The organism is Methylacidimicrobium sp. AP8 (assembly GCF_903064525.1).
Taxonomy (GTDB): Bacteria; Verrucomicrobiota; Verrucomicrobiia; order Methylacidiphilales; family Methylacidiphilaceae; genus Methylacidimicrobium.
Genome location: NZ_LR797830.1, coordinates 1673459 through 1693778, shown reverse-complemented (window position 1 = coordinate 1693778; position 20320 = coordinate 1673459). Strand labels below are relative to the sequence as shown.

The window sequence follows — 20320 nt, the reverse complement described above, 5'->3', positions numbered from 1 at the left end:
TAAGTCGCTATGCGTCCTCTTTGGTTAACGCTCGTTCTATTGGCCCTGGCTTCGGCACCGGCGGCGCCCTTCTTCTCCGAACGTCTGGAAGCGGCGGAAGGGGCTCCCGAGGCGGCCCTCCGGATTGGAGCAGCCGCCGATCTCCGTTATGCCTTGCCGGAGGCGATCGCTGCCTTTCCAAAGGCGGGAAAAGATGTCCGGATCGAAGCGACGTACGCCTCTTCGGGCAAGCTCTACGCCGAGGCGCTCCAGGGCGCCGACTGGGATCTCATTCTGGCCGCCGACCGGGAATATCCCGAACGGCTGATCTTGGCAGGGGCGGCCCGGGGACCTGTATTCGTCTATGCGCACGGGTCGGTCGTCCTCTGGGCGAAGAGGGAATCTCCGATCTGGAAGGCCGGAGATGCCCTGGCAGCCCTCCGGAGCTCGGCTCTCCGGCGCCTGGCGCTGGCCAATCCCCGGGTCGCCCCGTACGGGCGCGCGGCCGAGGAGGGGCTCCGCCGGGCCCGCCTGCTTCCCGCTCTTGCGTCGAAGCTGGTCTTCGGAGAAAACGTCGTGCAGGCCTTTCAGTTCGCGCAGCAGGGGGCGGCTGACGCTTGCTTGATCTCCCGCTCGCTCGCCTTGGCTCCGCCCGCCCAAAAGGAGGGCCGCTTTGCGGAGCTCCCGGCCGAGGCCTTTTCGGTCCTGGAGCAAGGCGGGGTGATTTTGCAACGATGCCGCCATCCGGAGTGGGCGGAGGCCTTTCGGGACTTTCTGGTCGGTCCCGAGGGACAGAAGCTCTTTCGATCGCACGGCCTCTGAACGATTTTTTTCTCGCGATCGCCCATGGACTGGACGGCGCTGGCCTTGAGCCTAAAGCTTGCGGGAGTAACCTCGCTCACGCTCTTCGTGATCGGGATGCCGATGGCCTCTTGGATCGCCTACTCCCCGAGCCGGATCCGGCCCGCCGTCGAGGCGATCATCGCCTTGCCGCTGGTCCTGCCGCCGACGGTGCTCGGTTTCTTCCTGCTCGTCGGTCTCGGGCGCGGCGGGTGGCTCGGGCGATGGTATGAGCGGCTGACCGGCGGGGGATCCCTCGTCTTTTCCTTCGAGGGGCTGTGGGTGGCGTCGGTCCTCTACAGCCTCCCTTTTCTCGTCCAGCCGGTAGCCGCTGCGATGTGCGGGGTTCCCAGGCGGATTTGCGAGGCGGCATGGATCCTCGGTGCGGGACGAACCGAGACGTTGCTCCGGGTCATCCTGCCGCTGTCCTGGCCTGGAATCGTTTCCGGGGTCGTCCTGAGCTTCGCGCACACCTTGGGGGAGTTCGGTGTCGTTCTGATGGTGGGGGGCGACATTCCGGGGGTGACCCGGACTCTTTCCATCGCGGTCTACGACGCCGTCGAATCCCTCGACTACACTTCGGCAACCCGCACCGCGCTCCTGCTCTTTGCCCTCTCCTTTCTTCTGCTTTCCGCCGCCTACCGGTTGCAGAAGAGGGTTCCGCTCGGCTGAGGCGGAACCGGGCGCGGCGTGCCCCCGGTCTGGCCGGACGCGGGAAGCCCGTGCTATGCTCAGGTGTGCGCGGTGGCGGAACGGAAGAGCTGGCGGCTGATTTTCGCCTTCGGCACGAGGGGGGCGGATGGGTGGAAGCTGCCTTTTGCTTCGCCCTCGATCCGGCGGGAGTCCTCGTGCTCTTCGGACCTTCCGGAGCCGGTAAGACGACGATTCTCCGCTCTCTGGCTGGGCTCGGCCGACCGAGCTTCGGAAGCATCCGATTCCGCGATGAGGTCTGGGTGGATACGGAGAGGAGGCTCTGGGTGCCTCCGCAGCGGAGGAGGATCGGCTATGTCGACCAGCACGACGCGCTCTTTCCGCACCTGAGCGTGGCTGGGAACGTGGCCTTCGGGCTGCGCGGCCTATCCGGAGACGAAAAGCGCCGCCGGGTCGGAGAGACCATGGAAAGCTGCGGCCTTTCCCCGCTGGCCGGACGCGCTCCAGCCACACTGTCCGGGGGGGAGCGACGGAGAGTCGCGCTGGCACGGGCCTTGGCCTCCGGGCCCCGGCTCCTGCTCCTGGATGAGCCGTTCGCAGGCCTGGACCCCTGCGCCCGCAGCGAGCTGGTGGTGTTGATCCGGAAGACTATCCGGGAGCGGTCGCTTCCGGCCGTCTTCGTGACCCATGAGCAGAGGGAAGCGGTTCTCCTGGGGACGGATCTGGCCGTAGTCGGGGCGGGACGCGTGCTCCAGACGGGTCCGCTCGCGGAGGTCTTCGCTCGTCCGGCGAGTCGTGAGTCCGGGAAAATCCTGGGCGTGGAAACGGTCGTGGCCGGCCGCTGCGTTTCTGTTCGCGAGGGGGTTGCGGAAGTGGAGGTGCCGGGCGGCAGGCTTTGGGCGGTCGCCGGCGAGGAGCCCCTGCCCGAGCGGGTCTACGCGATGGTGCGCGCCGAGGATGTCGTCCTCTCGACCGAGGAGGGAAGCTTTCCCATGAGCACCCGGAATCGACTCCATGGCCGTGTGACCGAGCTGGAGGCTGAGGGGCAGGTGATCCGGGTCGTGCTCGATTGCGGATTTCCGCTGGTCGCCCGGGTCACCCGCGGGGCCGGCCAGGAGTTGGGGCTGGCCGTCGGCAAGCCGCTCTACGGCTGGATCAAGGCCCATGCGGTCCACTTGGTGCCCCGTTGAGTTCGGGCGAAGGGCCGCCGGGGGAACCGGCGCCGGAAGATAAGCCGGATTCTGTTCCGGGAAGCCATTGCTTCCCGGTGACTGTCATTTCTCTACCGATCGCCCGCCGGCGGTCGGTCCGCGACGGCGAACCGTCGCGGTGCGGCCCAACCCGAGGTGTGCCCCAAGACTCGGGGGCTTGCACCCCCGGCCTCGGGCGGCCAGGGAACCGGCACCTCTGTTTGGCCTTGCGCCGCGGGGGGTTTGTCGTGCCTCGGCCGTTGCCGGAGCCGAGCGGTGGGCTCTTACCCCGCCGTTTCACCCTTGCCGCATCTTTCGACGCGGCGGTCTTTTCTCTGTGACACTTTCCGTCCCGGGCGGCTTGCGCCGCCCGAGCCCGCGGTTGCCCGCGGCCCGCTTCCCTGGTGACGTCCGGACTTTCCTCTCCACCCGAAGGCGGAGCGACAGTCTCTTCCGGCGCCGAATATAGCTAACCACCGCGAGGAGGCGGCGTCAATCGGCGGGGTCAAGCCGATTCCAGGGAGAGGGAAAGGCCCGCTAGAGCCGCCTTCGTGGTCGCGTAGCCCCGATGGCAGATCCCTTGGATCCCCAGCTTGCGAGCCACGTCGACGAACATCGGGCGGTCCTCGATGTAGGCGCATTGCCCCGGCGGGGTCTGCGAAACGTCGAGCGCCAACCGGTAAATGTCCTCGTCGGGCTTTCGCAGGTGGACGAAGGAGGAGACGATGAAGTAGTCGATGAATGAGGGGAGATCGAAGGCTTGGATTCGGTGAATCTGGATTTCCCTGCCTTCGTTGCTCAATACCGCCAGCTTGAGCCCGTACTTCTCCTTAAGCTTGCGGATCAGCTCGATCATGTCCGGAAACGGGTAGGACTGGGAGAAGATGAACCGCCGGAACTCCTCCATGGTAAACGGCCGGCTCTCGTAGAAGACGACCCGTTCCAAGTAGCCGTCGAGAGAGAGCTTTCCGACTTCGTAGGTGTCGAAGGTCAGGTGGTGGCGTTCCTCCATTTCCCGAGCGTCGAGCGCGAAGGTTTCCGCCGCTTTCTTCCGGCAGGCAGTATTCCAGCCGTCTGACAGCAGGACTCCTCCGAGATCCAAGAAGAGAGTCGAGATCGGCGCGCTGCTCATAGGATTGGACGCCACTCTTTCCCATTTGGCTCCGGTTGGCAAGCGCGCGCCGCGCGCCCGGGACGCGCTATTCCCGCCTGGCGGAGGCTCGGCTCCCGCAGGGGCATCGGAAGCTCCAGGCCGCGACCCCGAGCGCGCCGAGGCCGCAGAGGCCCGTGCCGATCAAGACCGCAGCCGGGGCGCCCCAAAGCCGGGAGGCGAGCGCGGCAAAGAGGCTGCCGACGGGGAAAAGACCTTGAAAAAGAAAAGCCGAGACGCCGACCACTCGGCCGCGCAGCTCCGGAGCCGTCTGTTCTTGCAGGAACGCATTCCCGGCCGAAAGGAAGATGACCAGCCCCGAGCCCGCCAGCGCGAGCAGCGCCATCGAGAGGAAAAACAAGCGGGAGACTGCAAAGGAGGCGGCGGAGAGGAGGAAGAGGCCGAGGCCGACGAAAACGAGCCGGGGCAGCGGAAACCTGCGCACGAGCCCGGCCGCGGCCAGTCCGCCTACGAGGGATCCGGCTCCGTTGGCGGAAATCAGCAGCCCGAGGCCCTTGGGGCCGCTATGGAGAAGGCTTTCGGCGAAAAAGGGGAGCAGCACGGTGTAGGACCAGCCGAAGATCGTGACGAGGCCGATCAGGCAGGCTTGACCGAGGAGGGGCTTCCTTGCGGTGAGGTAGCGGAAGGCTTCGCCAAAAGAGGGGAGCACCGGTTTGTCCGGCGAGCCTCGAGGCGGAGAGGAAACACGGAAAAGGCAGGCGAGGGAGATCAGGTAGGAAAGCGCGTTGATCCAGAAGCAGGCGGCCACGCCCAGCCAGGGGATCACGTAGGCGGCGATGGCGGGGCCGATCAGACGGGCTCCGTTGAAGAGCACCGAGTTCCAAGCGACGGCGGCGCGGATCTCTCCGTCCGGGGCGACGTCGAGGAAGAGGGCTTGCCGGGCGGGAAGCTCGAAGGAGCCGGCCAGGCCCAGGCCGAAGACGATAAGGGCGAGAGCCGGGAGAGAGAGGAGGTGGAGGAAGGCGAGCAGGCCGAGGCTGGAAGCCAGAAAGAGAGCCGCGGTTTGGGCGAGGATCACGATCCGCTTGCGCGCAAACCGATCCGCCAAGGCTCCGGCGGGCAAGGAAAAGAGGAGCAGGGGAAGGGAGCCGGCGAAACCGAAAAGACCCAACCAAAATGGCGAGCCGGTCATCTGGTAGACAAGCCATCCTTGCCCTACGTTCTGGACCCAGCTGCCGACGAAGGAAGCGGCTTGTCCGAAGAAGAGCATCCGGAAGGCGGCGGATCGAAAAGGGGCCGGCTGTGGAAAAAACTTCATGGGCATGTGCCTGCTGCCGGATAAAATGCGCTCAGTTTTTTCCCGGAAGAGAGGCCCGGCTCGCCGGGAGGAAGCACGGAAGGAGCCGGGGAGGCGGGCGGAGGTCGCGGCACGCCGCCGGCCGAAAACGGCGAGCAGGAGCGGGAGAGGAGCGCGGATGGGAGTCGAACGGCGGACGACGGAGAGGAAGGGGAACCATGGACGTGGCCTTCGGACGATCTGGGTATACCCTGTGATCGTCCTTTTGGCTACGCCGTCCCGGTCGCGGGCCAACGAGGAGCTGGTTCGGCTGGGGGCGGATCCCGGTCAATGGCCGATGGCGGGCAAGAATTACGCGGCCACGCGGTACAGCGAGCTTGACCAGATCAACACGAGAACGGTCGAACGGCTGCACGTTGCCTGGAGCTTTTGCACCGGCGCTCTCCGGGGCCATGAGGGCGGGCCGCTTGTCGTCGGCAGCACCATGTATGTGCACTCGCCTTTCCCGAACACGGTCTACGCCCTGGACCTGGCCCGAAAGCCATACGCGATCTTGTGGAAGTACACCCCGGCGCAAAAGCCGGGGGCGATCACGGAGGCCTGTTACGACACCGTCAACCGGGGAGTCGCCTACGGGATGGGGAAGATCTTTCTGGGCACCCTGGACGGGCAGCTGATCGCCCTGGACGCGCACACCGGCGACGAGATATGGAAGGTGAAGCAGGGCGAAATCGGTCGCGGGGAGACGATCACCGGAGCCCCCATTGTCATCAAGGACATGGTGCTAGTCGGGATCTCCGGGGGCGAGTTCGGCGTCCGGGGTCGCGTCAACGCCTACGACATCAACACCGGCAAGGCTCGCTGGGTGGCCTATAGTCAAGGGCCAGACGACGATATCCTGCTCGAGCGCGATTTCAACAAGGAATGCCCGCGCCACGGCGGGCCGGGTGAGGGCACCCGTTCCTGGCCCGGGGAGCAGTGGAAGTTGGGCGGAGGGACGACGTGGGGTTGGTTCAGCTACGACCCGGGGCTCGACCTCTTCTACTACGGGTCCGGCAACCCGGGCTCCTGGAACCCCGACGAAAGAAAAGGCGGAGACAACAAGTGGGCCTGCACCCTCTGGGGCCGCCGGCCGGCTACGGGGATGGCCCGGTGGGCCTATCAGATGACTCCTTGGGACTCATGGGGCTACGATGGCACCAGCGAGCTCGTCCTGGTCGACCTGCGGATCGGGGAAGGCGTGCGCCGATGCGCCGTCCACTTCGACAAGAACGGCTTTGCCTACACGCTAGACCGCGCGACCGGAGAGGTGCTCTCGGCGGCCCCTTTCGTATACGTGAACTGGGCCAAGGGGATCAACCGCGGGGATGACCGGCCGATCGAAGTTCCGGAGAAGAGGGCGAAGGCTGGAATCGACATCAAAGGAGTCTGCCCCTCGGCCATGGGCGGGAAGAATCAGCAGCCGGCGGCCTACGCGCCGCAGACCCATCTTTTCTACCTCGGGACGAACAACCTCTGCATGGACATCGAGGCCACGGAGGCCCGCTATGTTTTGGGACTCCCCTACATCGGAGCCAACCTAACGATCTACTCCGGTCATGAGGGGCGGGACAAATATTACGGCGAGTTCATCGCCTGGGACCCGGTGAAAGGGAGGCGCGCCTGGGAACTCCAGGAAAGATTCCCGGTTTGCAGCGGCGCTCTGGCCACCGCCGGCGGCCTGGTCTTCTATGGGACTCTCGACGGCTGGTTCAAGGCGGTCGATGCGCGCACCGGCGTCCTCTTATGGCAGCAGAAGCTCGGCTCGGGCATCGTGGGCAGCCCGATCGCCTTTCTCGGTCCCGACAACAAGGAATATGTCGCTGTCTATTCCGGGGTCGGCGGCTGGTTCGGACTGCCGGCCGCCCTCGATCTGCCCAGGGGCGATCGGCAGGGGGCCATGGGCGCTTCGGGAGCGGCGTATGACTCCGGGCTCCCGGGTTCGACGACCCCGGGAGGCGAGCTTGTCGTCTTCGGCTTGGAGTAGGCGGCGCCCGTTCCCGGGATTGTTTGCGCAGCGGACGGCGCCCGCGTAGCTTGTCGCATGAAAACGACGCTGACCGATGAGCGCTGTACCGCCTGTCGAAAGGACGCCCCAAGGCTGACCGACGCCGAAATCGAGACGATGCGGCACGAGGTCCCGGAATGGCGGATCGAGCAGAGAGACGGGATCCCGATCCTGGAAAGAGCCTTCCTCTTTCCCGATTTCGCCGAAGCGATGCGCTTCGCACGGCGGGTCGGCGAGCTGGCGGAGCAGGAGGGGCACCATCCGGCCCTGCTAGTCGAGTGGGGGAAAGTGACGGTGAGCTGGTGGACCCACAAGATTCGCGGCTTGCACCGCAACGACTTCATCATGGCCGCGAAGACCGATCGCCTGTACGAGGCCGAAGCGGGCGGGAGGGCTCCGACGGAGTGAGAGGAAAACAAGATGGCCTTCCCGCCCGGGAAGGCCATCTCCGTCCTTCCGGCCCCTTTCGCCCGAGGCCGGAACGCCGACCATGCCGGCTGCTCCCGGCTAGAGGGGAACCTCGCGGGCTCTCCGGTCGAGGAAGGTGAGCTCGGAGATCGCCGACTTGTCAAGCTGGCCGCAGCCGAGCTTGACCAAGCGATCGTATTGGCACTTGGTCGCGTCGGCGAGCGCAAGATGGAGGCCGATCTCCCGCGCGAGAGCCAAGGCGATCCCCGAGTCCTTGGCGGCATGCTCGGCGGAGAAGAAGCAGCTATGCTCGCGGTTCTGCATGTCCTCGCCGTCGGTTTGCAGAACCCGGGAAGCCGCCCCGGTCTGGCTGAAGACGTTGCGGAGCATGTTCAGATCGAGGCCGAGCGCGTGGCCTAAGCCTAATCCCTCCGCCAGAGCGAGGGTGTTGATGTTCATGACCATGTTCACCAAGGCCTTGACCTGGGCCGCCTTCCCGGCGCCTCCGACGTAGGTGAGCGCGACGCTCAGCGCCTCGAGGATCGGTTTGACCTTCTGGAAGACAGCTTCCTTGCCGCCGACCATCAGATAGAGCTTTCCTTCCCGGGCTTGCGGGATGCTCGAGGCCATGCAGCCCTCCAGGCTCGAAGCGCCGACTTGCTCCACGAGCTTTTCCACCTCGACGTGGACCTTCGGGCTGACGGTCGCGCAGTTGATGAAGATCTTTCCGGCGGGCTTGCCCTTGAGGAGGTTGTCCTCGGGCGACTCGAAGACGGCCAGCTGCGCTTTATCATCGGTGACCACTGTGAAGATGATGTCGGCCAGCTCGGATACTTGGGCGAGCGTCGAGCAGGCGGTGGCGCCGATTTCGGGCGCCAGCTCCCGGGCCGATTCCGCCCGGACGTCGTAAACCGCGGTGACATTGAATTTCTTATCGTGCAGACAGCGGGCCATGTTGGCCCCCATGCGTCCGACTCCCACAAAACCGATCTTCTCGCTCATTGCTTCCTCCAATTTTCCAGAAGTTTCACTCCGAATCGTCTGCGAGCCCGAGGCAACCCTGTTACCCGGCAGAACGCTGTCCACTCTCTCCGTTCGCTTGATGGCGCTTCCGACCGCTCCGGAGCACCCGCCCGGATTCGCGATGCGCCCTATCCTGGGACCGCATCCTCGACGCCCCCCCTGGCCGAGGCCGCCCCTCCGACCCGCTTTCGGCCGCCTAGCGCCCGAAGGAGATTTCATTTAGCCAGCATTGCGGGCGGGAAGCAAGCCTCTCTGTGTGCGGGACGCACTTCCGCGGCGGTTCGACGATCATCGGAGGCGGGATTTCCCGGCTCCGGAGGAGAACCCTTGCAAGCGAGATTCACGCTAAATATGCAACGGCCGGTTTTCGGCGACCAGGGCGGCCTCTCCGATCATTTCGGAAAGGGTCGGATGCGGATGAATCGCTTCGTGCAATTCGGCCGACGTTCCTTCGCAGGCGATCGCGACGGAAAGCTCGGCGATGAGCTCGCTTGCCTCCGCGCCGAGGATGTGGGCTCCGAGAATTTCGCCGTGCGGCTCGGCAAAAAGAATCTTGACGAAGCCGGCCGAATCTCCGGAAGCCATCGCTTTGCCGTTGGCGGTATACGGGTAACGTCCGATCCGGAATGCCAGCTTTTGCTCGCGCGCCTGCTCCTCGGTCAGGCCGAGCATCGCGACTTGCGGTTGGCAATAGACGCAGGAAGGGAAGAACTCGACGCGGGTGGGAACCTTTCCGGGGACGAAGATGCCTTCGACCGCTTCCAAGCCTTCCCGGAAGGCGACGTGGGCTAGGAGCGGAGGGCCGATGAGGTCGCCGGCGGCGAAGACGCCGGGATAGGAAGTTTCGTAGCGGGCGTCGACCTTGAGGAAACCTCCGGCGCGCTCCAACTCGACACCGGGAGCCACGCTGTCGTCGATGTTGGGCTCGACGCCGATGGCGACGAGGACCGAGGAGACCTCCAGCCTCTGTCGGACGCGGCCCGCGACTTCCAGGACGACGCTTTTCTCTCCGACTTGGGCGGATTCCACCTTCGCGGAGGTCAGGATCTGGATTCCCCGCTTGGAAAGATCGCGCGCCAATCCTTTGGACACCTCGCCGTCGCAGCCGGGGAGAAGCCCGGGCATGAGCTCGATGAGGATGACTCTGCTTCCGAATACCGAATAGAAGTAGGCGAACTCGACTCCGATCGCCCCTCCTCCGATGATGGCGATCGATTCGGGAAGCTCCGTCAAGGCCAGCGCTTGACGGCTGGTCAGGACACGCTCCCCTTGCACGGGCAGGAACGGCAGGGTTTTCGGCCGGCATCCGGTCGCCAGGAGAATGTGCCTGGCCGCTAGCATCTCTTCGGAGCCGTCTTGGACGACCCGGATCTTCCGATCGGGGAAAAGGGTTCCCTGCCCGCGGAAGAGCTTTACGCCGCGGGAGGAGAAGAGATGATCGACGCCCTTGGCCATCCTGTCCGCTATCGATCGGCTCCGGCCGATGACGGCCGAAAAGTCGAAAGCGTGCCCGCTCGACCGGAGCCCGAACTCCTCGGCGCGCCGGAAGAGATCGAACACCTCCGCGCTCTTGAGGAGGGCTTTGCTCGGGATGCAGCCCCAATTGCCGCACGTGCCGCCGAGCTTTTCCCGCTCGACGCAGGCGACCTTCCGCCCGAGCTGGGCGGCCCGCAGAGCGGCGACGTAGCCCGCCGGCCCTCCTCCGAGGACGATCAGATCGTAAGACTCTGGCATAGGCGGGGAAGATCCCTGATGTTAGAGCAAGAGGCCGAGCGGCTGCTCGAGCAGCCGCTTGATTTCTTGGAGGAAGCGGGCGCCCAGCGCTCCGTCGACGATCCGGTGATCGCAGGAGGCGACCAGGCGGACGCGGTGGCCGACCACGATCCGGTCCTGGTCGTCGACCACCGGCTTCTTGGTCAACGCGCCGACGGCCAGTATCAAGGCTTGGGGCGGATTGATGATCGCCGCGAACGATTCGATCCCGTACATGCCCAGGTTCGATAGGGTCAAGGTTCCTCCCGTGTACTCCTCCGGCATGAGCTTGCGCTCCCGAGCCCGTGCAGCCAGCTCCTTTGCTTCCTGAGCGAGCTGCCGGAGGGATTTCTCGTGCGCTCTCCGGATGACGGGCGTGATGAGCCCGTCGGGCACCGCCACCGCTACGGCCAGGTCGACAGTTGCGAAACGGCGAATTCCTTTTTCTTGCCAGGAGGCATTCACTTCCGGGACCCGGCGGGCGGCTTCCGCCGTCGCCTTGAGAAAGAAGTCGTTGATGCTCAGCTTTTCCGGCGAAGGCAGCGCGGCCAGGGCTTCATTGATCTCGGCGCGGAGGGCGAGCAAGCGGGAGGCATCGACCTCGATCTCCAAGTAGTAGTGCGGGATCGAAGTTTTGCTGGCCAAGAGGCGGGCGCCGATCTGCTCCCGCATGAGCGAGACCGGCAGCAGCTGTTCCTCCCCCGCGGCGGCCGGAGCCCGCTCCGGAGGGGCGGGGGCGGCCGGTCGGGAGCCGGCCAGAGCCTGAAGGACGTCGCGCTTGACGATGCGCCCGCCTGGACCGCTGCCCGATAGCCCCGAAAGCGGAAGCCCTCCCTCGGCCGCAATCTTCTTGGCCAGGGGGGATGCCTTAACGCGTTCCCCCTCGCGCTCCGTCGCCGGGATTCCGGCCTCGACCGGTGCCGCCTGCGCCGGGGAGCCGGGCTTGCCCTCGGCGGCGGGCGGAGAAGCCCCGGGGAAAGGGGAGGTCGCTTTCGGCGCGAGAAGGTTTTCGATCGGTTCGTCGGCCGATCCCAGGATGGCGATAGGAGTGTTCACCGCTGCGCGCTCCCCTTCGGGAAGCAGGATCTTCCGCAGTACCCCGGACTCGAAGGCCTCCAGATCCATCACCGCCTTGTCCGTTTCGATCTCGGCGATGACCTCACCCTCTTCGATCGGCTCCCCTTCCTTCTTGCGCCAGGCGACCAGCCGGCCCTCTGCCATCGAGGGGCTCAATTGCGGCATCGTGATTGTCTTTGCCATACCAACGACAGGGGCCTCCGGCTGCGCCGGGCGCCCGTCCTTCGTCTGCGCACCGTAGGGATAGCCGAGACGAGGGGTCAAGTTCTTTTCCGGCGGTCCGCCTTTCCGTGCGTGAGGCGGACCGGCGGCGATCGCCGGGGGAGTCCGGCCGGATGTTTGCTTCTGCGGCTCGCCGGTTGCCCGGAAGTTTTCCTGGCTCACTGATCATGGATCGCGCCCTTGCCTGCCGAGCGACCGTGGGCGTATGCTGGAAAGCGGCGAAAGGGTCGAAGCTCGGTGCGCAAGCGATGAGAAAAGTAGGCGGCTCGGTTCTCGTCGGTGCGGCCGCGGCGATCTGGACGATCGTTGCGGGATCCCCGTGGGCCGGCCACGCGCGGGCCGTCCAGGTTTCGCCGCAGGATCGCTTTTTGGAAGCCTACGTCACGCTGCGGGAAGCCGATCGGCTGGCGGCCGCCAGGGATTACGCCGGAGCGGAGCGCGGGTATCAGCAGGCCCTTGCGCAACTCTCCGAAATCCGACGCAACTATCCGGACTGGGAGCCGGCCGTGATCCGCTACCGGATCCGCTACGCCACGGGGCGCTTGGCCGACGCAGCCAAGAAGGCGGCGGCAGCCGGGCAGGGTTCCCCGCCTCGCCCTCCGGAAGGAGGCTCGGGACGGGCACCCGAAGACCTCCGGGAACTGGTCATGCTCAGGTCAAGAATCGCGGAGCTCCAAGCAGAGCTCGCACGCTCGCAGGCGCAGAGAGAGCAACTCTTCGCCGACCTCTCCCGGTGGAGAAAGGAGGCTACGGAGCGGGCTCCGGCTACCGGAGGGGCTCCCGCGGCCTCCCGCCCGTTAGAGCGGGAAGAGGTGGAGCGGTTGGCCAAGCGGTTGGAGCAAAGCGTAAGCCAGTCGCTCGATACGGTAAGCGCCATCCAGAAAGAAAACCGGTCGCTGCAAAACGTGCTCGGCCGGTTGCGGCAGGAGGTCGCCGATCTCCCGCCGGCCCCGCCAAGGCGTTTCCCGCCCGCCCGAATCGGCCGATCAGGCCGCATTGCGGCAAGAGAACCTTCTCCTCCGGGCGGCCATCGCCGACCTCTCCGACCAGGCCAAGCGGCTGGAAGGCGAAAAGCGGCTGATCTTGAGTGAGTTTCGCCGCGGCTTCCGGCGCAGCACCGAAACGAGCTCGATCGGGCCGCAGGGGCTCTCCGGAGGTGCGGAGGAGCGCGCCGAAGACCGGGGCGCGAGCGGGTCCCGGAGCGCCGAGGGTTCCGCCCTCGTTCCGCAGAATGCCTCCGGCGGAGCCGCCAGCGCCCTTTCCGTCGCGGAGCTGAGCAGGCTCCTCAACGAAGGGGCGCGCTGTTACGCCCGGGGCCGCCTTTCGGAGGCGGCCGATCTTTACGAGCAGGTCCTGGCGAAAGAGGCGCGCAACGTCATCGCTTGGTGCAATCTCGGAGTGGTTCGCTTCGCTCAGCAACGCTACGACCAGGCGGCGGAAGCGCTTCGCGAAGCGATCGAGCTCCAGCCGGCGGACTCCTATCCTTACGCGGTGCTCGGCATGGCCTATTATCGAAGCGGAAAATACCCTCTGGCGGTCGCGGTCCTGGAGCGCGCAGCGGCGATCGACGGAAACAACGCCCGGATTCGCCGGGAGCTCGGCTTGGCCTATGCCGCGAGCGGGAATCCCCTCGCCGCCCGGAAGGAGCTGCTGAAGGCCTTGGCACTTGACCCCAACGACGGGGAGAGCCATTTCAACCTCGCGCTCCTCTACGCTTCCCAAGTTCCCCCGCAAAGGAAGAAGGCGCTCCTGCACTACCGCTCGGCGCTGGCGCTGGGCATGTCCAAGGATATCGCGCTGGAGCGCGCCATCCATTAACGATGGTTCCCGGTCGCCGGCTATCGGGCGACCGAGGATCGGGCGGCCGGCAGCTCGGCCAGGAGGCTTTCGGCCCGCGCGCGAGCCTCCTCCATCTTGCGGTACCGGATCTCACGGTATCCGCGCACCGACTCGGGGAGGCGGAGGATCTCGAGCCACCGCTGATATTCGGAGGGAGAGGAGAAGGAGAAGCGCTCGAGGAGCCCGCAATACCAGTCGCGGAAGCTCCGTTCCTTCTGATGCCATCCGACGAGGATCCGGCGGAGGAACTTGGCCCGCCGCATCAACCGGAGCATCCAGTTGCGCGACTCCATCCGGAAGCGGAGGCGGATGGGTCCGAGGATGAACTCCGGACGGGTGATGTGCCGGTAGACGAGGCGGTCGCCTCGGGCCGGATCGATCCCGAAGTGCTCCCGGTCTCTGGCTAGCTTCGCCTTCGCCGTGAGCAGGCGGGCGACCTCGACCTCGTCCTTGATCGCCATCACCCGGTGCGCGCCCCAGATCGCAGCCTTGGTGGCCGCCATCCCGAACTGGGGTGAATCCTTGGCGGCGACCGCCCGGACGAGGGATACGTATCGCTCCGCGTAAGCGGCGTCTTCATAGTGGAAGAGATCCCGGATCCGGATGATGAAATCGCGCAGGTCCGATTCATCCAAGGGGAGGCCGGCGATGCCCCCGGTTATGCACTGCCAGAGGCGCTGGCCGCGCTTCTTGCCCGAGGGGCCTTCCTCCTCCAGGTCTTCGAGACTCTTTTCGATCTCCCGCTGCGGGCTGGCAGGCGTCGAGGGCTGGGCGAACTCTTCGGGATGCTCGGCGAGGTAGCGGCCGAAAAGGAAGGCTTTCCAATTGGTGGCGGCGGAGCTGCCCATGGTCTGCTGGATGGCCCATTCGAGGCTTTCCTGCGAAAGAGGGAGCTCTCCGCGCTGAAAAGCGATTCCGATCAGAATGGTATTGGCGTAAAGCTTGGTGCCGAAGACCTGTTCGGCGAGGGCGGAGACCTCGCATCGGAAGAAGCGATGCGGATCGGTCGCCTGCCGGATCTTTTCTTCCAGCTCCCGGACGCAAAAATCATCCCGGCCGAGCAAGGTGAGCACCGTGGGGGTCTTGGCGGTGTTGAGGATGACGCCGGTTCGGTCGGGGCTGCCGATGCGCAGCCGGCCGGAACCGTCGAGAGCTCGGGCGGTTTCCAGCGGATCGAGTCCCAGGACGACGTCAACGTCGCCGTACAAAGGAATCGCGGTCGTCGGAGGCGCTCCTTGACGCTGGTAGACCAGATGCGAGTAGACCGCACCGTTGCGGATCGCCAGGCCGTTGCGATCGCAAAAGAGGACCCGGTATCCCTCCCGATGCCCGGCGCGCACGAGCACGGCGGCGGTGCTGGCGATGCCCATCCCGCCTACCCCGGTCAGGAAAAGACGGTAGGTGTGGGCGAAGCTGCGCGGAGGAGGAGGCGGGAGCGCATCGAAGGGGAGGGAGTCGAGGATTGAGCGGGGGCGGCTGCCCCGCACCACCGTGACCTCCTCGAAGGCGGGGCAGGCGTAAAGCTTCGTGCAGGCGCCGTCGGCGACGCACCAGGAAAGGTCGGTTTGCACCTTCCGGCCGAAATCGGTCTCGGTGAAGGTCAACCCCGGGCAGCCGGTGCTCGTGGTGCAGGCCAGGCAATATTCGCAGACCTCCGGGGTGATGTGAATGTAGCGCTTTTGCGGAAGGAAGCCCTTTGTCCGAATCTCCTCGCGCTCCCGGCGGCTTTCCCGCCGGTGGGTGAGAATGCCGCACTCCTTGTCGGCGATGATCACCTTCACCCCGTCCCGGAGAACAGCCTCTTCCAGGAGGGCCCGATACTGATCGCGCAAGCCGGGGTTGACCCGGATGACCTCGCACTTCTCTTCGGCGGTTATCGCCTCGACGATCTTCTCGATGTTCTGCGTGAACGTCGGGTTCCCCAGGAGGTCTTTCTCCACGCCCGGGGTCGTCTGGTGGCCCGTCATCGCCGTGGTGCGGTTGTCGAGAATGATGTAGGCGATGTCCTGCCGATTCTTGATCGAATTGGAGATCGCAATCTGTCCCGAATGGAAGAAGGTCGAATCGCCCATGAAGACGACCTGCTTGTTGCGGATGAACGGATCGATGCCCAGGCCTGTGCCGCCGCCGAGGCCCATGCCGCTGTAATTGTGCATGAGCGACTTGGTCGGCTCGAACATCAACATGGTGTAGCAGCCGGTATCTCCGTGGAAGACGAGGTCGACCGGCTCCCGCCGATGCCGGCGGCGCATGTACTCCGGATCGCGGAAGTCCCGCTGTATATCCAGGAAGACCGAGGCCGAATCCCGGTGGGGGCATCCCGGGCAAAAGGTCGGAGTTCTCGCAGGGAGCTGCCAGGAAGGCCCCGATGCCCTTCGCAGCCGATCGAGGCGCTGCTCGACGGCCCTGCGGCGGGACGGGCCGCTCTCGGGAGCCAGCAGCGGTCCGAGCCGCTCGGCGAGAAGGGAGGGGTGGAGTCCGCCGTGGGACGGGATGCCGGGCAGATTGCCGGGAAAGACCTTACCCCAGACCTTCTGGAGGACGCCGGCCTGCTGCAGGGCATGCGAGATCGCCTCTTCCAGGAACGGGCGGCGTTCTTCCACGACGACGATCTCTTCTGCTTCGCGGGCGAAACGGAGAAGAGTCTGCGGATCGATCGGATAAGTGAGCCCCAGCTTCAGGACCGGAAATTCGCCGGCGAGCCCAAGCTCCTGCAGGGCCTGTTCCAGATACCCGGCGGCCAACCCGGAGCTCACCAGGCCGAATCGCGGCCGTGTGCGGGAGCGGTCGAAGGGCAGGATCCGGTCGATGCCCCGTTCTTGCGCGACGGCCCAAAGCCGACGATACCTCGCCGGGAGGTCTTCCTCCCGCCGGCCCGTCCTCGGAGGAAGCAGCACCCGCGATTCGTAGTCGATCGCGGCCGTATCCAGCGCTACCGGGCTCAGCGAGTTGACTCGGGGAAAATGGTTGCGGCGGACTTGCACGGAGCCGCCCCCGTCAGCCTGGTTGGTGGTGACGAGATAGGTTACGAAGAGGTTGGCCCTTCGGGAAAGCTCAAAGCCGAGATCGATCCAATCCTTGATCTCCTGGAGCGTCTCCGGTTCGAGCACGGGCATGTGGAGGTGCCGGGCGAGGTAACGGGAGTCGGCGGGGACCTGGGTCGAATCGTTCCAAGGGTCGTCGCCGACGATGACAAGGCACCCACCCTCCCGATGCGCTCCGCTCAGGTTGCCCAAGGCCAGCGCATCGGCCGCCACGTGCAGGCCTACGCTTTTCATGACCGCCACCGCCCGCAACCCGAGCATCTGCGAGCCGTTGAGCATCGCGGCGGCAAGGGCCTCGTTGTTGGCGAGGGTCGCCCGCATCCCGTGGGCCTGGAAAAGGCCCGCGATGGCCTCGATCGTGTCGAAGATGCCGGAGACCGGGGAGCCGGGATAGCCCGTCCAAAGATGGGTGCCTCCCTCGGCTTCCAGCAACCCTTTGACGATCGCCTCGTTACCGGTGAAGACTTCCCAGCCGTCTTCCCGGAGAAAGCGCGGATCGGCGGCGGAAATGACGCTTTTGGTCGCCATCGAGTCTCTCCTTCCATAGAGGGAGCCGGGCCTTCTGTAAACGCTGAAGTTTCCGGTCCCTGGGCGCGCCGTCGCGCCTCCGGATGCCGGGGGCAAGAATCGGCGTGCGCGCGAGGATCGCCGTCGATAGCATGTGCGGCATGAAAGACCGCCTGTTCCTGCTGGCTCCGGGATTCCAGGACGGGGAAGGGGCGCCCTACTACTGCCCCTATTGTGCGATCTTCGAGGGGCTGCTCGCCCTCTACCCGCAGCTCGGGCAGGAGCTCGACGTCCGGCGCGTGGCATTTCCCCGCCCCCGGCGGGAGATCGTCGAGCTTCTGGGAGCCGAACATCAATCGTGTCCGGTCCTGATTCTCGGGCGGGAACTTCCGGATTCCTGCCGCGATCTTCCTTGGCGGAAAGCGCGGGAGCGGCTTTTCCTCGACGATCCTCTCGCGATCGGGGACTACCTTTCCCGCGCCTACGGAATCCCGCGTCCCCACCGTTGACGGCACTGCGGCGCGGCTCCGGCTACGAGAGATCCCCGCCCTTCGGGTAGGGACAAAGGTTCCGGATCTCGCAGCGGGGACAGTCGGGCTTGCGCGCCCGGCAGACCGCCCGGCCGTGTGCCTGCAGGAGATGGCAGAAGGCCACCCGCTCTTCCGGAGGCACGAGCGCGACCAGATCCGCCTCGATCTTGTCGGGATCCGTCTCGTTGCTAAGACCGAGCCTCGCCGAAACCCGCGCGACGTGGGTGTCGACGCCGATCGCCGGTTGACCGAAGGCATTGCCCAGAAGGATATTCGCGGTCTTTCTGCCGACTCCGGGGAGTGTGAGGAGATCCTCGAGCCGGCCGGGCACCTCTCCGCCGAACCGCTCGACAAGAGCGCGGCAGGCCTTTTGGATCGCGCGGGCCTTGTTGCGGTAGAAGTTGATCTTGCGTAGCTCCTCTTGGAGCTGCTCCTCGGGAACGGCGGCCCAGTCGGCGGCGGTGCGATACTTCTGGAAAAGCGGGGCGGCGACCGCGTTGACGAGCTCATCCCGGGCCTGAGCCGCCAAGATCAGCGCCACCAATAGCTCGAGGGGATTGGAGTAGGCGAGGGCGAGCTTGGCTTGCGGATAGAGGCGCCGGAGCACCTGAAGAATCTCGGCGACCCGGCGGCGCTTGGCTTCGGTCGATTCCCTTCCCATGCGACGGTCCGGACAGAGATCGGTTGCGCCCGTCTAGGCAAGCACCTTTCGTGCCGCGGCGACGATCCGGTCGACGTTCGGAAGAACTTCGGCCTCGAGCTTCGCGTTGTAGGGCTGCGGAATATCGAGACCGGTCACCCGGAGGATCGGAGCGTCGAGCCAATCGAAGAGCCGCCGTTGGACGTCATAGGCGATCTGCGCTCCCCATCCGGCGAAGGGTTTGTTCTCCTCGACGATCACCAGCCGGTTGGTCTTGCGAACCGATTGGGCGATCCGGTCGAAATCGTAAGGCTTGATCGTTCTCAGGTCGATGACGTCGGCTTCCTTCCCTTCCGCCGAGAGGACCTCCGCCGCCGAAAGAGCCGTGTGCGTCGCGTAGCCGCCGCTGACGATCGTCAAGTCGGCACCTTCCCGGCAGAGCCGGGCCTGCCCGATCGGGGTGAGATGCTCCCCCTCGGGAACCTCGCCCTCGATCCCGTACAGCCGCTCCCCCTCGAAAAAGAAGACAGGGTTGTTCGAGCGAATCGAGCTCTTGAGCAATCCTTTGGCATCGTCGGGAAAGGCGGGGCTCACCACCGTCAGGGTGGGAACGCCGGCATACCAGTTTTCGGGGCAGTGGGAGTGGGTTGCACCGATCTGCGTGCCGCCCCCGCTCGGTCCGCGGAAGACCACGGGAAGATCGAACTGCCCGCCGGACATGAACCGGAGGGATCCGACGTTGTTGACGAGCTGGTCGAACGCGACCAAGGAGAAGCTCCAGTTCATGAACTCGACGATCGGACGCAGGCCGTAAAGGGCCGCCCCCACGGCGAGCCCGGAAAAGGCGGCTTCGCTAATGGGCGTATCGAGCACGCGCTTGGCGCCGAAGCGCTGCAAAAGCCCCTGAGAAACCTTGAAGGCCCCCTGGTACTCGCCGACCTCTTCTCCGATCAGGAAGACCGACGGATCCCGCTCCATCTCCTCGGCCATGGCCTGGTTGAGGGCCTGACGATAGGTGATTTTCGCCATGGATGGACCCTAAATGTCGCTGTAGCGGGGCCTGGGAATCGGTTCGATCTGATCCTCGGGCGAGAAGGCGAGGGAGAAAGCCAGATCCAGATCAGGTTCCGGGCTCGCTTCGGCGAAAGCAAGGGCGTCCTGGGCTTCGGCCCGGGCTTCTCCGTCGATCTGCTTGGCCATGGCCTCGGAAAGAACCCGCCGGTCCTCGAGCCGTCGCCGGTAGCGGAGGATCGGGTCGTTCTTCTTGTGCTCCTCGATCTCTTGCTTGGTCCGATAGGTGTCGGGATCGGACATGGAGTGACCGCGATAGCGGTAGGTATTGACTTCCAAGAGAGTCGGCAGGCGCTCGGTGCGCGCGAGCTTGACTGCTTCCGCCACCTTCTCCCGCACATCTTCGACATCCATGCCGTCGGCCGTTCGTCCGGCCAGCTCGAAGGCCGTTCCTCGATTGACCAACGGGAGTCCGGCCGAAGAGCGGGAAACGTTGGTCCCCATCGCGTAGTCGTTGTTCTCGATCAGGAAGACGATCGGCAGCTTCCACAGGGAGACCAAGTTGAGGGTCTCCGAGAACACTCCCTGGTTCACGGCTCCATCGCCGAGAAGACAGAGGGTTACCCCGCCAGTGTTCTCGTATTGCTGGGCGAAGGCCAGCCCGGCTGCGACGGGGGTATGCGCTCCCACGATCGCGTGCCCGCCGTAGAAATGATTCGCGCGTTCGAAGAGATGCATCGACCCGCCCATCCCCCGGGAGCAGCCCGTTCGCTTTCCCAAGAGTTCCGCCATGCAGGCCCGAGCTGTCATTCCCCGGGCTAGCGCCACCCCATGATCCCGATAGGCGGTGATCACCGCGTCCCGCGATTCCAGAACCGAGAGCGCGCCCACCGCGACTGCCTCCTGCCCGATGTAGAGGTGGCAGAATCCCTTGATGAGGGCCCGCATGAAGGCCTGGGCCGCTTTCTCTTCGAAGCGGCGGATGCGAACCATTTGGCGATAGAGCTCGATTTGAACCTCGGGGCTCAGGGACGCGGCGGCCGGTTTCGGCTCCGCTATGGCTACGCCAGGACCTTCCATTACCATAAGCTCTCCTTGCCTCCTTGTTGCAAAGCGGGATTCGCGGTCGCGGCGCGTCTCGGTCTGCACATC

Annotated in this window: 17 protein-coding genes and 1 other RNA gene; 8 read left to right on the top strand and 10 right to left on the bottom strand. The window is 65.5% G+C overall.

Going from position 1 to position 20320, the window contains the following annotated elements; all coding sequences use genetic code 11:
- Window positions 1-9 precede the first annotated feature (9 nt).
- From modA to MTHMO_RS07855, 3 genes are all read left to right on the top strand, one after another.
- Window positions 10-801: a molybdate ABC transporter substrate-binding protein gene (gene modA, locus MTHMO_RS07865; RefSeq protein WP_202214282.1), complete on the top strand. Its 792-nt coding sequence runs from the start codon at window positions 10-12 to the stop codon at window positions 799-801.
- A 24-nt stretch (window positions 802-825) separates the two neighbouring features.
- Window positions 826-1491: a molybdate ABC transporter permease subunit gene (gene modB, locus MTHMO_RS07860; protein ID WP_202214281.1), complete on the top strand. Its 666-nt coding sequence runs from the start codon at window positions 826-828 to the stop codon at window positions 1489-1491.
- A gap of 131 nt (window positions 1492-1622) precedes the next feature.
- On the top strand, window positions 1623-2660 hold the full coding sequence (locus tag MTHMO_RS07855; protein WP_237394844.1) for a molybdenum ABC transporter ATP-binding protein: 1038 nt from the start codon (window positions 1623-1625) through the stop codon (window positions 2658-2660).
- 24 nt (window positions 2661-2684) lie between these two features.
- Here MTHMO_RS07855 and rnpB read toward each other — a convergent pair.
- The 3 genes from rnpB to MTHMO_RS07840 form a co-directional block, all read right to left on the bottom strand.
- An RNA gene (rnpB, locus tag MTHMO_RS07850) (RNase P RNA component class A) lies at window positions 2685-3121 on the bottom strand.
- A 44-nt stretch (window positions 3122-3165) separates the two neighbouring features.
- Window positions 3166-3792 (bottom strand): HAD family phosphatase, encoded by a 627-nt coding sequence (locus tag MTHMO_RS07845; protein ID WP_202214280.1) that lies wholly within the window; start codon window positions 3790-3792, stop codon window positions 3166-3168.
- Window positions 3793-3859: 67 nt separating this feature from the next.
- Window positions 3860-5089, bottom strand: a complete 1230-nt coding sequence (locus MTHMO_RS07840) for an MFS transporter (RefSeq protein ID WP_202214279.1) — start codon at window positions 5087-5089, stop codon at window positions 3860-3862.
- A 157-nt stretch (window positions 5090-5246) separates the two neighbouring features.
- Here MTHMO_RS07840 and MTHMO_RS07835 point away from each other — a divergent pair, with 157 nt between their 5' ends.
- Complete coding sequence (locus MTHMO_RS07835) at window positions 5247-7094, top strand: PQQ-dependent dehydrogenase, methanol/ethanol family (RefSeq protein ID WP_202214278.1); 1848 nt, start codon at window positions 5247-5249, stop codon at window positions 7092-7094.
- A gap of 57 nt (window positions 7095-7151) precedes the next feature.
- Complete coding sequence (locus MTHMO_RS07830) at window positions 7152-7523, top strand: 4a-hydroxytetrahydrobiopterin dehydratase (RefSeq protein WP_202214277.1); 372 nt, start codon at window positions 7152-7154, stop codon at window positions 7521-7523.
- Between the two features lie 99 nt (window positions 7524-7622).
- Here MTHMO_RS07830 and MTHMO_RS07825 read toward each other — a convergent pair whose 3' ends face one another.
- The 3 genes from MTHMO_RS07825 to MTHMO_RS07815 all read right to left on the bottom strand — a co-directional run bounded on the left by MTHMO_RS07825 (window position 7623) and on the right by MTHMO_RS07815 (window position 11558).
- Window positions 7623-8765, bottom strand: a complete 1143-nt coding sequence (locus MTHMO_RS07825) for an NAD(P)-dependent oxidoreductase (protein WP_255535373.1) — start codon at window positions 8763-8765, stop codon at window positions 7623-7625.
- Between the two features lie 126 nt (window positions 8766-8891).
- Window positions 8892-10280, bottom strand: coding sequence for a dihydrolipoyl dehydrogenase (gene lpdA, locus MTHMO_RS07820; RefSeq protein ID WP_202214275.1), 1389 nt, complete (start codon window positions 10278-10280; stop codon window positions 8892-8894).
- A gap of 21 nt (window positions 10281-10301) precedes the next feature.
- On the bottom strand, window positions 10302-11558 hold the full coding sequence (locus MTHMO_RS07815; RefSeq protein ID WP_202214883.1) for a pyruvate dehydrogenase complex dihydrolipoamide acetyltransferase: 1257 nt from the start codon (window positions 11556-11558) through the stop codon (window positions 10302-10304).
- 287 nt (window positions 11559-11845) lie between these two features.
- Between MTHMO_RS07815 and MTHMO_RS07810 the strand changes: the two genes are divergently transcribed.
- Window positions 11846-12688 (top strand): hypothetical protein, encoded by an 843-nt coding sequence (locus MTHMO_RS07810; RefSeq protein WP_202214274.1) that lies wholly within the window; start codon window positions 11846-11848, stop codon window positions 12686-12688.
- Entirely contained in the window at window positions 12681-13415 is a 735-nt protein-coding gene (locus MTHMO_RS07805; RefSeq protein WP_202214273.1) for a tetratricopeptide repeat protein, read from the top strand. Before MTHMO_RS07810 ends, MTHMO_RS07805 begins: the two co-directional genes overlap by 8 nt.
- A 20-nt stretch (window positions 13416-13435) precedes the next feature.
- Here MTHMO_RS07805 and MTHMO_RS07800 read toward each other — a convergent pair whose 3' ends face one another.
- On the bottom strand, window positions 13436-17008 hold the full coding sequence (locus MTHMO_RS07800) for a DUF6537 domain-containing protein (protein WP_202214272.1): 3573 nt from the start codon (window positions 17006-17008) through the stop codon (window positions 13436-13438).
- Between the two features lie 140 nt (window positions 17009-17148).
- Here MTHMO_RS07800 and MTHMO_RS07795 point away from each other — a divergent pair, with 140 nt between their 5' ends.
- Window positions 17149-17496 (top strand): DUF3088 family protein, encoded by a 348-nt coding sequence (locus MTHMO_RS07795; RefSeq protein ID WP_202214271.1) that lies wholly within the window; start codon window positions 17149-17151, stop codon window positions 17494-17496.
- A gap of 22 nt (window positions 17497-17518) precedes the next feature.
- On the opposite strand, the gene nth is transcribed toward MTHMO_RS07795, so the two are convergent.
- The 3 genes from nth to pdhA are packed head-to-tail and all read right to left on the bottom strand — an operon-like array spanning window position 17519 to window position 20248.
- A complete protein-coding gene (gene nth, locus MTHMO_RS07790) occupies window positions 17519-18178 on the bottom strand; it encodes an endonuclease III (protein ID WP_202214270.1) in 660 nt (219 codons plus the stop codon).
- Between the two features lie 33 nt (window positions 18179-18211).
- Window positions 18212-19186 (bottom strand): alpha-ketoacid dehydrogenase subunit beta, encoded by a 975-nt coding sequence (locus MTHMO_RS07785; RefSeq protein ID WP_202214269.1) that lies wholly within the window; start codon window positions 19184-19186, stop codon window positions 18212-18214.
- Between the two features lie 9 nt (window positions 19187-19195).
- On the bottom strand, window positions 19196-20248 hold the full coding sequence (gene pdhA / locus MTHMO_RS07780; protein ID WP_237394843.1) for a pyruvate dehydrogenase (acetyl-transferring) E1 component subunit alpha: 1053 nt from the start codon (window positions 20246-20248) through the stop codon (window positions 19196-19198).
- Window positions 20249-20320: the final 72 nt, after the last annotated feature.

Excerpts from the sequence above, each read along its gene's own strand:
- MTHMO_RS07845 (WP_202214280.1), bottom strand. The coding sequence starts at position 3,792 with ATGAGCAGCGCGCCGATCTCGACTCTCTTCTTGGATCTCGGAGGAGTC.
- modA (WP_202214282.1), top strand. The coding sequence starts at position 10 with ATGCGTCCTCTTTGGTTAACGCTCGTTCTATTGGCCCTGGCTTCGGCA.
- MTHMO_RS07835 (WP_202214278.1), top strand. The coding sequence starts at position 5,247 with ATGGGAGTCGAACGGCGGACGACGGAGAGGAAGGGGAACCATGGACGT.
- MTHMO_RS07840 (WP_202214279.1), bottom strand. The coding sequence starts at position 5,089 with ATGAAGTTTTTTCCACAGCCGGCCCCTTTTCGATCCGCCGCCTTCCGG.
- pdhA (WP_237394843.1), bottom strand. The coding sequence starts at position 20,248 with ATGGAAGGTCCTGGCGTAGCCATAGCGGAGCCGAAACCGGCCGCCGCG.
- MTHMO_RS07810 (WP_202214274.1), top strand. The coding sequence starts at position 11,846 with ATGAGAAAAGTAGGCGGCTCGGTTCTCGTCGGTGCGGCCGCGGCGATC.
- modB (WP_202214281.1), top strand. The coding sequence starts at position 826 with ATGGACTGGACGGCGCTGGCCTTGAGCCTAAAGCTTGCGGGAGTAACC.
- MTHMO_RS07825 (WP_255535373.1), bottom strand. The coding sequence starts at position 8,765 with ATGAAATCTCCTTCGGGCGCTAGGCGGCCGAAAGCGGGTCGGAGGGGC.
- lpdA (WP_202214275.1), bottom strand. The coding sequence starts at position 10,280 with ATGCCAGAGTCTTACGATCTGATCGTCCTCGGAGGAGGGCCGGCGGGC.
- MTHMO_RS07800 (WP_202214272.1), bottom strand. The coding sequence starts at position 17,008 with ATGGCGACCAAAAGCGTCATTTCCGCCGCCGATCCGCGCTTTCTCCGG.
- MTHMO_RS07785 (WP_202214269.1), bottom strand. The coding sequence starts at position 19,186 with ATGGCGAAAATCACCTATCGTCAGGCCCTCAACCAGGCCATGGCCGAG.
- MTHMO_RS07830 (WP_202214277.1), top strand. The coding sequence starts at position 7,152 with ATGAAAACGACGCTGACCGATGAGCGCTGTACCGCCTGTCGAAAGGAC.
- nth (WP_202214270.1), bottom strand. The coding sequence starts at position 18,178 with ATGGGAAGGGAATCGACCGAAGCCAAGCGCCGCCGGGTCGCCGAGATT.
- MTHMO_RS07795 (WP_202214271.1), top strand. The coding sequence starts at position 17,149 with ATGAAAGACCGCCTGTTCCTGCTGGCTCCGGGATTCCAGGACGGGGAA.
- MTHMO_RS07815 (WP_202214883.1), bottom strand. The coding sequence starts at position 11,558 with ATGGCAAAGACAATCACGATGCCGCAATTGAGCCCCTCGATGGCAGAG.